13 protein-coding genes are annotated in these 15,384 nt (G+C 69.6%); 5 read left to right on the plus strand and 8 right to left on the minus strand.

The window, feature by feature from the left end; translation table 11 throughout:
• The first annotated feature begins 115 nt into the window (after window positions 1–115).
• Window positions 116–2,977, plus strand: coding sequence for a glycoside hydrolase family 3 C-terminal domain-containing protein (locus tag AC0NH5_RS35410; protein ID WP_474411436.1), 2,862 nt, complete (start codon window positions 116–118; stop codon window positions 2,975–2,977).
• Between the two features lie 232 nt (window positions 2,978–3,209).
• Here AC0NH5_RS35410 and AC0NH5_RS35415 read toward each other — a convergent pair whose 3' ends face one another.
• A complete protein-coding gene (locus AC0NH5_RS35415) occupies window positions 3,210–4,889 on the minus strand; it encodes a cellulase family glycosylhydrolase (RefSeq protein ID WP_474411437.1) in 1,680 nt (559 codons plus the stop codon).
• A gap of 601 nt (window positions 4,890–5,490) precedes the next feature.
• On the opposite strand from AC0NH5_RS35415, the gene AC0NH5_RS35420 reads away from it, so the two are divergent.
• Window positions 5,491–6,048, plus strand: a complete 558-nt coding sequence (locus AC0NH5_RS35420) for a hypothetical protein (RefSeq protein ID WP_474411438.1) — start codon at window positions 5,491–5,493, stop codon at window positions 6,046–6,048.
• Window positions 6,049–6,051: 3 nt separating this feature from the next.
• On the opposite strand, the gene AC0NH5_RS35425 is transcribed toward AC0NH5_RS35420, so the two are convergent.
• Genes AC0NH5_RS35425 through AC0NH5_RS35435 form a run of 3 tightly spaced genes read right to left on the minus strand, consistent with a single transcriptional unit; the run spans window position 6,052 to window position 8,931 of the window.
• A complete protein-coding gene (locus AC0NH5_RS35425; RefSeq protein ID WP_474411439.1) occupies window positions 6,052–6,666 on the minus strand; it encodes a GNAT family N-acetyltransferase in 615 nt (204 codons plus the stop codon).
• A gap of 22 nt (window positions 6,667–6,688) precedes the next feature.
• Window positions 6,689–8,254: an APC family permease gene (locus tag AC0NH5_RS35430; protein ID WP_474411525.1), complete on the minus strand. Its 1,566-nt coding sequence runs from the start codon at window positions 8,252–8,254 to the stop codon at window positions 6,689–6,691.
• Between the two features lie 35 nt (window positions 8,255–8,289).
• The gene (locus AC0NH5_RS35435) at window positions 8,290–8,931 is read right to left on the minus strand and encodes a GOLPH3/VPS74 family protein (RefSeq protein WP_474411440.1); all 642 of its coding nucleotides are present in this window, start codon (window positions 8,929–8,931) and stop codon (window positions 8,290–8,292) included.
• Window positions 8,932–9,181: 250 nt separating this feature from the next.
• Between AC0NH5_RS35435 and AC0NH5_RS35440 the strand changes: the two genes are divergently transcribed.
• Window positions 9,182–10,030 (plus strand): helix-turn-helix domain-containing protein, encoded by an 849-nt coding sequence (locus AC0NH5_RS35440; protein WP_474411441.1) that lies wholly within the window; start codon window positions 9,182–9,184, stop codon window positions 10,028–10,030.
• A gap of 40 nt (window positions 10,031–10,070) precedes the next feature.
• A complete protein-coding gene (locus tag AC0NH5_RS35445; RefSeq protein ID WP_474411527.1) occupies window positions 10,071–10,286 on the plus strand; it encodes a DUF397 domain-containing protein in 216 nt (71 codons plus the stop codon).
• Between the two features lie 293 nt (window positions 10,287–10,579).
• Here AC0NH5_RS35445 and AC0NH5_RS35450 read toward each other — a convergent pair whose 3' ends face one another.
• The gene (locus AC0NH5_RS35450; protein ID WP_474411442.1) at window positions 10,580–11,350 is read right to left on the minus strand and encodes a hypothetical protein; all 771 of its coding nucleotides are present in this window, start codon (window positions 11,348–11,350) and stop codon (window positions 10,580–10,582) included.
• Between the two features lie 102 nt (window positions 11,351–11,452).
• Window positions 11,453–11,782, minus strand: a complete 330-nt coding sequence (locus AC0NH5_RS35455) for a hypothetical protein (RefSeq protein ID WP_474411443.1) — start codon at window positions 11,780–11,782, stop codon at window positions 11,453–11,455.
• Between the two features lie 188 nt (window positions 11,783–11,970).
• On the opposite strand from AC0NH5_RS35455, the gene AC0NH5_RS35460 reads away from it, so the two are divergent.
• A complete protein-coding gene (locus AC0NH5_RS35460) occupies window positions 11,971–13,779 on the plus strand; it encodes a diguanylate cyclase domain-containing protein (RefSeq protein ID WP_474411444.1) in 1,809 nt (602 codons plus the stop codon).
• A 5-nt stretch (window positions 13,780–13,784) separates the two neighbouring features.
• Here the strand turns inward: AC0NH5_RS35460 and AC0NH5_RS35465 are convergent, their stop codons facing one another.
• Both AC0NH5_RS35465 and AC0NH5_RS35470 read right to left on the minus strand, forming a co-directional pair.
• Window positions 13,785–14,510 (minus strand): SDR family NAD(P)-dependent oxidoreductase, encoded by a 726-nt coding sequence (locus AC0NH5_RS35465; RefSeq protein WP_474411445.1) that lies wholly within the window; start codon window positions 14,508–14,510, stop codon window positions 13,785–13,787.
• 40 nt (window positions 14,511–14,550) lie between these two features.
• Window positions 14,551–15,369, minus strand: a complete 819-nt coding sequence (locus AC0NH5_RS35470) for a helix-turn-helix transcriptional regulator (RefSeq protein ID WP_474411446.1) — start codon at window positions 15,367–15,369, stop codon at window positions 14,551–14,553.
• Between the last annotated feature and the right edge of the window lie 15 nt (window positions 15,370–15,384).

Genomic DNA, 15,384 nt, shown 5'->3' on the forward strand with positions numbered 1-15,384 from the left:
GAAACATTCGCGAAACCCACTCGCGAGGCTTCATTCGCTCGGTTGTCGAAGCGCTTCGACGAACCCGGTTCACGGGGTCGCTTGGACAGCCGGCTCGGCCCCGAAGGACCACGTTGTGACCGAATCCCCCTCTCGCATCGTCTTTCGCGACCCGCACCAGAAAGTCGCCGCGCGAGTGTCCGACCTCCTCGGCCGGCTCAGCCTCGCGGAGAAGATCGCCCTGCTCCATCAGACCCAAGCACCGATCCCGCGGCTGGACATCGGCACGTTCCGCACCGGAACCGAAGCTCTGCACGGGGTCGCCTGGCTCGGCACGGCAACCGCTTTCCCCCAGGCGGTCGGCTTGGCCAGCAGCTGGGACGAGGACCTGTTGCGCCGGGTCGGCACGGTCGTCGGCACCGAGGTGCGCGCCATGCACCACCGGGACCCCGAGAACGTCGGACTCAACGTCTGGGCGCCGGTGGTCAACCTGCTGCGCGATCCCCGGTGGGGCCGCAACGAGGAGGGTTACGCCGAGGACCCGTGGCTGACCGGAGTGCTGAGCACCGCGTACGCGCGCGGGCTGCGCGGCGACCATCCCGTGTGGATACGCACCGCGCCGACACTCAAGCACTTCCTCGCGTACAACAACGAGACCGACCGCTGCCTCACCTCCAGCGCGATGACGCCGCGGGTCCTGCACGAATACGAGCTGCCCGCGTTCCGCCCCGCCCTCGCCGACGGCGCCGCGGTCGCCGTGATGGCGTCGTACAACCTGGTCAACGGCCGTCCCGCACACCTCAGCCCGCTCATCAACGAGACGCTGCGCTCATGGACCGAGGACGACGTGATGGTGGTCGGCGACGCCTGGGCGGTGCACAACATCGCCGGTGACCAGCAGTGGCACGACGACCACGTGACCGGTTTCGCCGCCGCGGTCCGGGCCGGCGTCGACTGCCTCACCGAGGACCACGACGCCACCATCGAGCGCCTCACCGAGGCGGTCGCCACCGGCGCGCTGACCGAGTCCGACGTGGACGACGCGGTGCGGCACATCCTGTCCGTGCGGGTCCGGCTGGGCGAGTTCAACCCGGAGGACGACCCGTACCGGCAGATCGGTCCCGAGGTGATCGACTGCCCGGAGCACCGCGCCCTCGCCCGGGAGGCCGCCCGCGCGTCTGTCGTGCTGCTGAGCAACGACGGCATCCTGCCGCTCGACCCGGACCGGGCAGGACACGTCGCGGTGATCGGTCCGCTGGCCGACGAGACCTTCGACGACTGGTACAGCGGAACACCGCCCTACCGCGACACGCTGCGCGCCGCCATCGCCCGGCGCCTTCCCGCCGAATCTGAGCTTCTGCACCACGAGGGGGCCGACCGCGTCGCCCTGCGCTGCGCCGCCGGCCTGCTGGCCACGGATCCTTCGAACTTCCTGGTGGTACGACCGGACGACACGATCCCCGAGGACGCGCTCTTCGACGTCCTGGACTGGGGTCAGGAGATGGTCGCGCTGCGATCCGTCGCCACCGGTCTCTGCGTCGGCGCGGAAGGTCACGGCCCCGAGTCGCATCGGCTGGTCACCGATCGTCCCGGGCCCAACGGCTGGGAGGTCCGCGAGACGTTCCGCCTCGAGCCCGCCGGAGACGGCGTGGTGCTGCGGCACCTGCAGAGCACGCGGTACCTCGCCGTGGACACCGACGGGCTGGTCCGCACCTGCGCCCCGACCGCGGCGGAAGCGACGGTGTTCACTGTGGACCTGCTGGTCGACGGGGTGGCGGCCGCCGCCGCCGTGGCCGCGCGGGCTGACATGGTCCTGCTCGCGCTCGGCAACCACCCGCTGGTGAACGGCCGGGAGACCGAGGACCGCCGCGACCTGGCGCTGCCGGGGACGCAGGACGACCTGATGCGCGCGGTGGCGGCGGCCAACCCGCGGACGGTGCTGGTGCTGGCCAGCAGCTACCCGTACGCGCTCGGCCGGGCCCGCGACCACCTGCCGGCCATGATCTGGTCGGCGCACGGCGGCCAGGAGCACGGCGGCGCGCTGGCCGACGTCCTGTTCGGCAGCGACCCGGCCGGCATTCCGGTCGACCCTGCCGGGCGGCTCACCCAGACCTGGTACTCCGACGCCGGCGACCTGCCCGATCTGCTCGACTACGACATCATCACGGCGGACGCCACCTACCAGTACTACCGGGGCGTCCCACTCTTCCCGTTCGGCCACGGCCTGAGCTACACCACGTTCCGCTACGAGAACCTGCGCCTGGACCGGAGCGAGGCCGACCCCGGCGACACCGTGACCGTGACCGTGGACGTCGTCAACACCGGCGACCGTCCCGGGGCCGAGGTCGTGCAGCTCTACACCCGGCAGCAGCGCTCCCGCGTCAAGCAGCCGCTGCGGCGCCTGCGCGGTTACCGCCGGGTCCGGCTGGCGCCCGGTGAACGCGCCACCGTCCGGCTGGACCTGACCGTCGACGACCTGGCGTTCTGGGACGTGACCCGCTCGCGCTGGGCGGTCGAGGACGCCGGGCACACGATCGCGGTCGGCAGCTCCAGCACCGACTGGGCGGCCGTCGCGACGCTGCGGGTGCGCGGTGAGCGGACCCCGCTCCGTTCTCCCCGCGCCGGTCTGCGGCTGATCGACAACGACGGGTACGCGGAGACGACGCCCGTCCCGGTGGCCGACGACACCGGCGAAGGTCTGCGCAGCCTCTCCCCCGGCGCCTGGGCCGTCTTCGACGACGTCGACTTCGGCGCGAGCACCGGCACCGGGGTCAGGGCGCTCGTCGCGGCCCACGCCCCGAACGGTTCGATCACGTTGCGTCTCGACGACCCGTTCACCGGCCCCGTGCTGGCGACCCTCCCCGTCCCCGTGGTCGCCGGCCGCGAAGACCTTCTCCCCGTCACCGCCCCGTTGCCCCCTGCCTCCGGCGTCCACTCCCTCTACGTCATCTACTCAACCTCCGGCCTGACCGCCGCCACCCTCACCCTGCTCCCCTGACCCCGGCGTGTGAACTTCAGGTGCGGATCGAACCGCAACTTCACACGCAAGCAGCCACCCAGCGTGTGTGAAGTTCAGGTGCGGATCGGACCGCAACTTCACACGCAAGCAGCCACCCAGCGTGTGTGTGAAGTTCAGGTGCGGATCGGACCGCAACTTCGCACGCGGGGGTGGCCCTGGGAGGCCGACGCCGGTGGCCTTGGAGGGCCACCGGCGTTGAGGTGCCAGTAGGTCAGGGGACGGTGCCGGTTACGTCTGTTCCGGTGCGGGTGAGCTGGTAGGTGACGATCTCGCCGCTCCAGAAGTAGAACTTCAGCGTGACCGGGGCGCCGTCGCTGACCTCGGCGAAGAACTCCGGGGTCAGCCTGATCGCGCCGGCCGGGTAATCCGGAGCGAAGGCGCGGTCGAATTCCTTGTACGGCGTCCAGCTGTGCGGGCCCGCGTTGCTGCCGTCCGCGTAGGTCGCCGTCATGGTGGCCAGCCGGTCGCCGCTGAAGACGGCCGGGATCGCGAACGCCGCGGTGCTGCCGGTGGCGGCGGCAAGAGTCGGAGTGTCGTAGCTGACCACGTCGAGTCGCCACGGGACCCCTCGGGAGAACCGCACCGACAACGAGGCTTTCACCCCGTACCCCGGCGGGTTGGTCAGTCGCGAGAGCAACCCGGCAGTGAGGGTGAGCTTGTCGCCGGAGATGGTGTAATCCGGTCCGCGCCGCAGCGTGCTGCTGCCGAGCCGCACCTGGGTGAAGCCGGTGCCGTTGAGGTTGAGCGTGACGGTCCGGGCGGTGACCGGCGCCGAGCGGCGGACGAAGATCAGGTCGCTGGCCGCGGTTCCGGAGCGGGTCCGCCAGCTGGAGCGGATCTGGTTGAACAGCTCGGTGTCGCGCCAGACCAGCGCCGTGCGGTCGAAGTGCTGGCCGTTGTCCCAGAGCTGGGTGGTGATGCCACGGGCCCGCGCCTGCGCGCCGAAGAGCTCGAAGAACTTGAGTTTCTCACCCTGTTCAACGGTGCCGGTGTGCCGGTCGAAGCCGAGCAGGCCGTATTCGCCGACGATCACCGGGATGCCCTTGCTGACGAACGTGGTGTGCACGCGGGTGAACCAGTCGAGCATCTCCTGCTGCGCGGTGGCGTCGAACCGGTAGCCGCCGGCCACGTTGACGCTGAACGGCCAGTAGCCGTAGTAATGCACAGTCGCGATCAGGTTCCGGTCGTCCAGTGCGGCGATCTCCGCGGACAGGTGGTCCAGGTGCACCTGGTCGGCGGAGGTGTGCAGGGTGGGCAGGACGAGCAGCCGGGTGGCGTTCCCGCCGCCGGAGCCGCGCACGATCCGGTGGAAGGACGTGTTCAGCTCGGCGAGCAGCGCCGCCGGGTCGCCCCCGGTGAACTGCGGCTCGTTGACGCTCTCCAGCACCAGCCGCGGCGAGGCCTCGCGGAACGCGGCGGCCACCTGCGTCCAGATCGCGTTGTACCGGGCCAACACGGTGTCGTGGTCAGCCACCATGTTGTTGATCCACTGCCACGAGTCGTGGTGGACATTGATCATGACGTAGAAGCCGTCCTGGAGCGCCCAGCCGACGACCTCCTTGACCCGGTTCAGGTACGCCGGGTCGATGACGTAGTCGGGCGCCGGTCCCTGATGCTGCCCCCAGGTGACCGGGATGCGGATGCTCTTGAAGCCCTGGGCACGGATGCCGTCGAGCAGCTCGGGGGTGACCCGGGGGTTGCCCCACGAGGTCTCGTCGTCCCCGGTGGCGTCGAAGGTGTTGCCCAGGTTCCAGCCGGGCTGCATGGCGGCGACGGCCTGCGCGGGGGTGGGCGCGGCGGCCTGGGCGCCGCCGGCGGCACCGGGGCCGATTCCGGTGATCAGGACGAGGACGAGGCCGACGCCCCACCACCTGCCGAGTGAACGCGACATGACGCTCCTAGCGAGGACGCGCGGATGCGGGAGTGTGCGAATGGGAGCGCTCCCGCACTGATCTCGGCAGATTATGTTTGGACCTCAAACTATGTCAACGTCTGGCCCACCCGCCGACCCCCACCCGCCGGCCCCGCTCGGCGCACGCAGCGACGGGCCATCCGGGCGAGCAGGGGGATGCTGATCTCGCCGAGATGGCCCGCGGTGTCTGGCCGGGTGGCGCCCGTCCACGTCGTCGAAGGGTGAGCCGCGTCGCGATTCCGGCTGGGCGAACGCACGAAGTTCCTTGCATGAAGGCCAGTACTCGGTGCATTCCACAGAAAGGCTGGCCCTTGAGATCCAGCACTTCTGAAACCGATTCCCAGAATTAACGACATCGACTCAGACAGGCTCGCTCCCGGCTTCTAGCTGCAACTATGCAAGTTGCACCGGGGTTTGGTCGTATACGTCCCTCCAAACTGGAATTGGCACATCGAATCAGCCCTCACGCATTGTCGCGGAGCTATTGCTCTTCGTACTCTGTTGGTCAACTGTCATCGATCTACGTAAGTACGAACGATGTTGCTGAGCTCCTTGCCGGGAGCCCGCGGAGAGGGCAGCCATGCTTGTCAAAGTCGTCGACCAGATCACCGATGGGCAACTGCACGAGGACGCATGGAACCTCTACCTGGAGGCGTTCGAGGAGTTGAACGCCCTCGCCGCCCAGCGGCACCTGATGTACCGGTCGGAGTTCGACGAGGTCATGCAGGACACCCGGATCGACAAGTACCTGGCCATCGACGAGAACGACGGCCGTCTGGTCGGCATCTCCTGCTACACCAACAACCTCAGCGCCATCCCGCTGATCGCTCCGCAGTATTTCGAGCGGCGCTGGCCGGAGCACTATGCGGCCAACCGGATCTGGTACATCGTCTTCGTCGCGGTCAGTCCCCAGGCGCAGGGCCGGGAGGCCTTCGCGCAGATGTCCGAGCAGATGTACCTGGTGGCGGCCACCCAGAACGGCATGGTCGGCCTCGACCTCTGCAGTTACAACGACGAGGTGCGGCACATGTCCCGCGTCTTCCGGCTGCTGATCGGCCGGCTCTGCAACAACAACATGAAGTTCGAGCGGGTCGACCAGCAATCCTTCTGGATGTACGAGTTCCCCTCCGCCGCTTGACAGTCACGCCATAGGCGACCTCCACATCGTCCAGAGCGGAGGCCCGTCGGGTAGCTCGATCAGGGAGCGGACCTGATATCCGTGCCGGAGGTACAGGTCACGGTTACGCGGATCGTTGGCCTCCAGATAAGCTGGAAGGCCGGCCTGGTCGAGCCGGGCGTGATGCCGGTCGAGAAGCGCGCTGCCGATGCCACGGTTCTGGTCCCCGGGACGGACGGCGAGGAACGCGAGATAGTGATGCGGCTCGAACGGGTGTTGCGCTTCGATCGCGGCGTCCAGCTGGCAGGCGCGATCGAACGCATCACCGGCCGCCTCCTTGAGCCGGCGTTCGTAATCGACCGGCGGCGGAATCAGCGACGTCAGCGGGAACCAGAGGGCGACACCGGTGAGACGGCCGCTGTCCGCGTCGGCGGTGGCGTAGACCTCGCCATGCTGCGCGGCGTGCTCGACGAAGATCGCGAAGTAGTGCGGAGCCTCGCGGCGGCGCACCTCGGGATCGGCGTGCAGCCAGCGGGCGACCGGACCGTCGCGCATCGCGTCGGCGACGAGATCGGTGATCTCATCGGTGTCGACCGGGGTGACATCCCGGATCACCAGTTCCTGGATGGCGTACGTCATCGTTTCCTCTCTCGGTCAAGACTCAGTAGGGATAGCCACGGGAGCCCACGGGCGCTGCCGGGGGTAGCGGCTGCGTGGGGAAGTCGTTCTCGACCGGTGCGGGAACCCGGACGTCGGCGCCGCGGCCGATCGCCGCGAACACCTCCGGCCGGACGGCTCGCATGATCAGGGCCCAGCCGAACCCGACCGCTGCGACGCCGAGGTACGCCACCGGGATCAGCCAGCGGAACGGCGAGCCCGCCGGAACCTGCAGCAGGTCGCCGAAGCCGATGATGGTGGCGGCCAGCACGATGGACAGCAGCAGGAACGCGAGCAGCGGAGCGACGTACGCGCGCCAGACGTTCTCCCCCCGGCGATGTCGCTGGAAGAAGGCGATCACCGCGGCCGAGGCCGCCCACATCAGGACCAGCACGCCGAGACCGCCGATGGTGGTCAGCCAGGCGAACAGGTAGAGCAGTGGCTCCAGGCCGGCCAGGGCGTACGCACTGATCACCACGAGTGCCAGAACGCTCTGGGTGATCGAGCCGGCCACCGGGGCGCCGGTCCGGGGATGGGTGTAACCCCAGATCGCCGGTAGCACACCTTCCCGGCCGAGAGCGAACTGATACCGCGCGACGGCGGCGTGGAAAGCGAGCAGCGCCGCGAAGACGCTGGTCATGAACAGGACGTAGCCGATGTCCACCAGGATGCTCGGCAGATGCGGGCCGACCAGGATGAAGACGAGGTCGGTCTGGTGCTCGGCGGCGACCGCGAGGATCCGGTCCGGGCCGGTGGTCACCGACATGGCCCAGGCGGAGAGCCCGCACAGCAGACCGGCGAGCAGGACGGCCAGGTGGGTGGCGCGCGCAATGGTCCGTTTCGGGTCGCGCGCCTCCTCGGAGAGCACCACGGTGGCCTCGAACCCGACGAAGCCCGCGATGGCCAGCACGAGCAGGGTGCCGACGACAGGGGTGAGCATCGGCCCCGGTGACAGCGTCTCGAAGCTGATCGAGCCGCCGGCCGGGTTGGCGACCATCACCAGGTCATAGATCAGCACGATGGCGATCTCGGCGACCAGCAGGACGGCGAGCACCCGCCCGCTCAGGTCGACCCAGAGCACGCCGAGCACGGTGACCAGCAACCAGGCGACCAGGGCACACACGTACCACGAAGCCTGCAGGCCGAACTGCGCGAGAATGCCGGAAGCCACTGTGCCGAAGAGACCGAACAGGCCGATCTGCATCAGTGAGTACGCCGGGAGCGCGACGAACGCAGCACCGACGCCGACCACCCGGCCCAGGCCGTGGCTGATGTAGGAGTAGAAGGCGCCGGAGTTGACGATGTGCCGGCTCATCGCCACGAAGCCGACGGTGAACAGCGAGAGGATGCCGGCGACGACCAGGTAGGCGACCGGAACGGCGGTGCTGCCCTGGATGGCGTAGATGGCGGAGATCGAACCGATGATCACGGTGAGCGGGGCGGCGCCCGCCACACCGAAGAAGACCACGGACGCGACGCCCATCCGGTTGTTGGCCAGCGCCCGCGTGATGATGTCCGGCTCCGGCGGGGCCTTGCGGTCCACCAGCAGCCGCCCGGCCCACTGATCCATGTTGTTGGGACCGAGGTGGTGACGCCCGACGGAAGTCATCGGCGACCAGCGGTCAGCACCGAGCCGATCGAGGCTTCGGTGTAGTCGACGATCTCGCGCAGGTCGCTCGGCAGCGAGGCAGCGGCGTTCGGCAGGTACTGGAAGGCCTGCGGGTACATCTCGAAGCCGTACAGCACGTGGCGGGTGAGGCCGGTGGCGGAGACCAGGCTGACCAGCACCCGGTCGGAGATGTTCAGCTCCATGCCGCGGACCAGCAGGTTGGCCAGCCGGGTCGAGGCCCAGGCGGCGGCGTTGCGCTGCTGCGCGCTGTTCGGCATGTACGTCGTCTGGCTGGGGCCGAGCATCCGGCGGCGGACGACCGGCTCGACGGCGCCCAGGCGCATCAGCCGCTCCCCCACCCGGATGGCCGCGTCCTGCGACAGGAAAGCCAGCCAGGTGCGCACGTCACGGTGCTGCGGCTGAGCGATCAGAAGATCGAGGATGTCGTGGGTGAGGGCATCCCTGGTCGGGTGCCGATCAAGAACGAATACGTCTCCGTCGGTAACGCCGATACGCCCTTCAAGGACCAGTTCGGCCAATAAAGCGGCGGCCAGGCCCAAGCCGGTCGCACGGGGGTGCAACCGTGACCGACCGGTGCGGTCCTCGTGTGCGATCAGGTAATACTGGTCAGCCAACACTCCGCCCACGCCCCTTAGACGCAAGTTCCAATGATCATTTGTTCCGTTATCGGAAACAAGACAGAACTCGATGTCCGAAGCATCATGTACCCAGCAGCAAGGTCAATACAAGGAGTACTAGACTTCCAATCCAAGCCCTGGTGCTCAGATCAACTTCTCCTGATCATGGGAAAGGCGATCATGAATGAGTGCATGAGATCATGGGGAGCCGGTCGTAATATCGACTGCATCAGGACCATAGGGAGTCCAGGTGTCCGATATCGAGGGTCCGACGCTGCGACGCCGCCGGCTGGGGGCGGAACTCAAACGATGCCGGGAGGCTGCGGGGCTGACCCAGCAGGACGTTTCCAGACACTTCGAGTGGCACGCGGCCAAGGTGACGCGGATCGAGACCGCCCGGGTCGCCGTCACGCCGCGGGACGTGCGTGACCTGCTCACCCTCTACAACGTGCGGGATCAGGGATATCGCGAGGCCCTGGTGGAGCTGGCCCGGCTGTCGCGCGAGCGCACCTGGTGGACCGATTACCGCGACATCATGCGGCCGGGCAACTTCGTCGGGCTGGAGGCCGCGGCATCGTCCATGCGAACCTGGGAGCCGATCGTCGTGCCGGGGCTGTTGCAGACCGAGGCGTACATGCGCGCACTGATCAAGACCGGTCGCGCCACCGACCCGACCCATCACATCGACCGGCGGGTCGCACTGCGCCTGACCAGGCAGAGCAGATTGGGCGGCGAACGCCCGCTGGAACTCTCGGCGATCATCGACGAGTCCGTGGTGCACCGGGTCATCGGCGGCGGGGACGTCATGCGGGAACAACTCGAGCATCTGATCGAAGCCGCTAAATTACCGAATGTAACGCTCCAGATCATGCCCTTCAGCGCCGGCGAACATCTGTTCCTGGGCGGGTCAGCAGCGCTTTTGGAGTTCCGGGAGACCACCCATTTGGATGTTGTCTACCTCGAAGGCGTTGCGGGAGACTATTACGAAGAGCAACCAAGTGAGGTTGCCCGGTACCGGCAGGAGTTCGAGCGAATGAGCGCCAAGGCGCTTGATCATCGCAGCAGCATAACGATGATCGAGGGCTTGCTCGTCGCGTAGCGCTCCCGAAGAACTCTTATATCGAAGGGAGGTGCTCGAGTTGCTCGCGCACCAACTCGACGGTGCCGTCTGGAAGAAGGGCAGTCGCAGTAACGGTAGCGGCGGTAACAACTGCGTCGAGGTTGCTTTCCTCGCCAGTGGAATCGCCGTCCGTGACAGCAAGAACCGGACGGGTCCCGCTCTCATGTTCACCCAGGCGGAGTGGACCGCCTTTGTGGACTCCGCCAAGGACGGCGAATTCGACATTGTTTCGTGAGAGAGCCTACCGATAGGCGCACAGCGACGGAAGTGCTCGTATCAACGTCAACTTCCGCGATGTGCAACTTGAGGAACGCCGTGGCGTCACCCTTTCGGGGGCGCCGCGGCGCGGCCCACCCTCCCGCCGGATGATGAGAATCAGACCTCTCCCCTGGTACGCGTAACCGGTACGCGTACCGGAGCCCGCGAGTACCCGGCGTGCACACTTACCGCCACCTTATGACCGCTTGTGATCACCACGTCACCCACCGGCACGGCCTGCGCCCGGCCGCTCGGCACACGGCGGCAAGCTCAGGCCGCCGGGACGAAGACCGGCCGCCGCGCACCGCGCGCGCTCGACCTGGCCCCGGAGGGAAGCAGGCGCCCCAGCACCGCGGCCCGCGCTGCGGCAGCCGCGGCCTCCCGGCCCAGGCTCTCCCGGTTGCGCCGCGCCAGCTGGACGTCGTGCCACGCCAGCCGCTCCGCCGTGACCGCCGCCCGGTGCACCCGCTCCAGGTAGAACGCGCTCGCCCGCTGCACGGCCAGTTCCTGCTCGACCGGGTGCAGCCGGGCGTCCCAGCGACCCCCGCCGTTCAGCGCGTCCGCCACCGCACTCTCCGGGAGGTCGCCACGGGCGACCGCCTCGCGGACCGCCCGGTGCAGGTAGCGCTCGCGTGACGCGTACTCCGCCGGGGTCCGGAAGGTGAACGGCGTGCCGAAGGCCGCCGTGGTGCGGCAGCGGGCCCAGCGCGCATCCGCGTCCTGCCAGGCCTGCCAGCTCGCGTCGGCCCGCTCGGCGGCCGCCTCCCAGTGCTCCTGCCAGCGCTGGGCCGCGTGCGTGGCCTGGTCGGCGGCCACCCGGACCTCCTCCGCGTAGCGCACGACCTGGGCCGCCTCGGTCCGCTGCCGCAGCCGCTCGGCGTCCCGGCGCTCCTCCCGCCGGCGCAGGACGGCGACCGTCTCGATCAGCGCGCGCCGCGGGTCGTGCACGCCGTGCGGGTTGGCGAGCACGATCAGTGCGGGCAGGGTGAGCAGCATCAGCACTGCCCAGATGGCGACCGGGGCCGGCTCGGTCAGCAGCATTTCGGCAAGCATGTTCATGGAAGGGTTCGTCCGCCTCGGTAGGTTCCGCTGGTGTTCGCCGCACACGTGGACCGCCGACGGCGCAATCGCCGTCCGTGCTGGTCAGCCAGCAGCGGGCGGAGCCCGGGAAGGGCCGGCGCGGTGGCCGAGCCGGGCGCGGAGAGCGGATGCTCGGTCCGGCGCGGGCCGGGTGGCGGCTTGCGCCGCGGGATCGACAGCGGGGGTACGGGCGAACGAGCCGTCCCCCTCGTCCGGGGCGAGGTCGTGATGCACCGCATCGACGACGTGCACCGGGGCAGCGGCGGAGATGCCGCTGACGGGAGGGGCCGCGGGATCGGACACCGCGGCCGGCGCGGCCAGGAAGGCCAGAAGGAGCGCCAGGAGAAGAGGCAACGACCGCAGCGCCGTGCTGCGCTTCCCGGTCGTCGTCACGCCTCGTAAACTACCCAAAACGGTCAAAAACTCGCACGGCGCCACACCGACTCGCGTACGTGTATCGGATCATGTTCGCGGTATGCGGCCATAGTTGATCGGTACGGCGGGGATCCTCACGTCCTCGGCTCCGCCGCCGATGGGCTGATCGACCGGAGAGCCTCCGGTCGGTCACGACAGGAGCGCTCATGCGGATGCCGACCGGGGCGAAGGATCCGGCGATGCTGGCCCTCGCGGCCCTGGGTCTGCTGATCGTCCCGTGGTTCCTGATCGGCCCGGGCGGGCCGACCACCTCCTGGGCCGTCCAGGCCGGCGTCGACCTCGTCGACGTCTGGCTGGCCTGGCAGCTGGCCACCCATGTCCGGACGACGCCGGCCGGCCGGCGGTTCTGGCGGGTGGTGGTCATCGGCTGCGCCTCCTGCGCGATCGGCGACACCTATCAGACCGCCCTGATGATCGCGCAGCCCGGCACCACGAGGACCAGTCTCGTGCAGACCGCCTTCGTGGTCGCCGGCATGGTCACCGTGGTCGTGGCGACCCTGCGGCATCCGCTCGGCGGCGCCGGGCGGCAACGGCTGCGGCTCTGGTTCGACGCGGCCACCGTGCTCACCGGTGTCACGGTCTTCCTCTGGTACTTCCTGCTCGCCGGTGAGCTCAGCGGCAGGCAGGCCGCCGACCGCTGGGGCGCCGCCACCACCGCGACCGTCATGCTGCTGATCACCTTCGGCGTGCTGAAGCTGATCCTCAGCGGGACCGCGCCGTTCACCCGCAGCGCCGGGGTGCTCGGCAGTCTCGGCGTGGCCGGCACCGCGCTGGCCGCGCCGCTGGCCACCGGCCTGTTCGGTGACCCCGGGCCCGAGGTGATGTTCGTGGTCCAGCTGCTGCCGTGCGTGCTGACGGCCTTCGCCCTGCGATTGCAGTCGCTCCAGCAGCCGCGCCTGGCCCAGCGGCAGAGCGGAGAGCCGGGACCCCGCTCCAGCCGGATGCCGTACCTGGCCGTGATCACCACCCAGCTGCTGCTCGTGGTCTCGCTCCAGGACGGCCGGATCGACCTGCGGGTCTGGGGCGTCGCGATCGGTGCGGCGGCGATCACCGCACTGGTCCTGGGACGGCAGATCGCGGCGTTGCGGGACAACGAGCGGCTGCTCAGCGAGCTGGACGAGCAGCGGGACCGGTTCCAGGCCCTGGTGCAACACACCTCCGACCTGACGCTGGTCGTGGACGGGACCAGCGCGATCAACTACGCGAGCCCGGCCGCCGAGCGGGTGCTGGGCCTCAAACCGGCGGACATGGTCGGCACCCTGCTCGCCGACCGCACCCACCCGGACGACGGGCCGGCGGTGGAGGCGCTGTCCGCGCAGCTGCGCGCCAACCCGGGCCTGGGCATCGGCACCCAGCTGCGGTGGCGGCACGCCGACGGGTCGTACCGGTGGCTCGACATCGTCATCACCGACCTGCGGCGCAACCCGAGCATCCGCGGCCTGGTGCTGAACGCCCGGGACGCCACCGAGGCCCGGGCGCTGCACGACGAACTCCAGCGGCAGGCCACCCACGACTCCCTGACCGGGCTGGCCAACCGGGTGCTGCTGCACCGGCGGCTCGCCCAGGCGGACCAGCGGGTCAGCATGCTGCTGATCGACCTGGACGGCTTCAAGCAGATCAACGATCAGCACGGGCACCACGTCGGCGACGGGGTCCTCCGGGCGGTCGCCGAGCGGCTCACCGGTCTGCTCGGCGCGGGCGAGCTGGCCGTGCGGCTGGGCGGCGACGAGTTCGCCGTCCTGCTGCCCGGCACCGGGACCGCGGAGGCGGACCGGCTCGCCGGGACGATGGCCACGGTGCTGGGCGAGCCGATGCTGGTCGGTGACCTGTGGCTGACAGTGGGCGCCAGCATCGGCGTCGCGACCGGCGAGCCGGGCAGCGGTGACGGCCTGCTGCGCGAGGCCGACACCGCGATGTACCGCTGCAAGAACGAGCGCAAGGCCCAGCGCGCCTGACCTCGTCAGAGCAGCATGCCGCCGGAGGCCTCGATGCGCTGGCCGGTGATCCAGCCGGCGTCGTCGCCGAGCAGCGCCCGGATCACGCCGGCGATCTCCTCCGGCCGGGCGACCCGGCCGAGCGCCGTCTGCGATCCGATGTACGCCCGGACCTGCTCGTTGTCACGCAGCATGCCGCCGCCGAACTCGGTCGCCGCCGGTCCCGGGGCGATCACGTTCGCGGTGATGCCGCGCGGGCCGACCTCCTTCGCCAGGTACCGGGTGAAGACCTCGACGGCGCCCTTCATCGAGGCGTAGGCAGCGTAGATCCCCTCGCCGGTGAACCGGGCCAGACCGGTGGAGAGGTTGACGATGCGGCCGCCGTCGGCGATCAGCGGAAGCAGCTTCTGGGTCAGGAAGAACATGCCGCGCCAGTGCACGTTCAGCATCTCGTCGAAGGCCTCGACCGGGGTCTCGGCGATCGAACCGGCCCGGCCGACACCGGCGTTGTTGACCAGGAAGTCGAAGTCGGTGCGGCCGAACCGGTCGGCGAGTGTCCGGCGCAGGGTGGTGACGAACTCGCCGTAGGAGTCGAGGTCGCCGACGGTCAGCGGGAGCGCGACGGCGTCGATCTTCTCGCCGGGGTCGCCGCGGTGGGTGTAGACGACCTCCACGCCGGCTTCCAGCAGAGCCAGGGCGGTGGCCCGGCCCAGTCCGCGGTTGCCGCCGGTGATCAGGGCGATTTTGGGCATGGCGAAGCCTTCCTCTGTTACTCGGATGATGGTTGCGGTGTCAGGCGACGGCAGCGAGCAGCTGCAGTTTCTCGTGACTCGGCGAGCCGGGAACCGCGGTGAAGACCAGCAGCGTCTGGAGCTGCTCCGGGTCGAGCAGGTTCTGGCAGAACACGTCGATGGCGCCCAGCTCCGGATGGAGCAGCGTCTTGCGGTCGGCGTAACCCAGGCCGACCTCGTGCACGGCCCAGATCGCGGCGAACTCGGGGCTGGCCGCCAGCAGGGCGCCGACGATCTCGCCGGCCCGGCCGCCGGGCGCCGCCGCGTAGGCCTTGCGCAGTTGCGCGGTGACGATCCGGGTGTGCCGGGAGTGGTGCTCCGGCGGATAGAGCCGCCGGGCGGCGGGATCGGTGAACCAGCGGTACCACGCGCTGCGCGCCAGGCCGGTGTGCCCGCTCTCGTCACCGACCAGGGCCACCGCCATCCTGGTCTGGAGCAGCGTCTCGCCGTACCGGGAGACGACCATGGCCGGGGTGTCCTCGAGCCGGTCGAGGATCCGCATCACACCGGGGCTGATGTGGTCGTCGCGCAGCACCCGCTGCGGCGCCGGGTGGCCGCCCAGCCGGAACAGGTGATCCCGCTCCTCCAGCCCCAGGTGCAGGGCTCGGGCCAGGGCGGCGAGCATCTGCTCGGACGGCGCCGGGCCACGCTGCTGCTCGATCCGGCCGTAGTAGTCGGCCGACATCCCGGCGAGCGCCGCCACCTCCTCACGGCGGAGCCCGCCGGTGCGCCGTCGCGGTCCGCGCGGCAGCCCGACGTCCTCCGGCTGCAGCGCCTCCCGGCGGGTGCGGAGGAAATCGGCGAGTTGGGCCCGGTCCACGTTCCCATCCTCCCT

It is taken from the genome of Actinoplanes sp. 13, assembly GCF_056134165.1.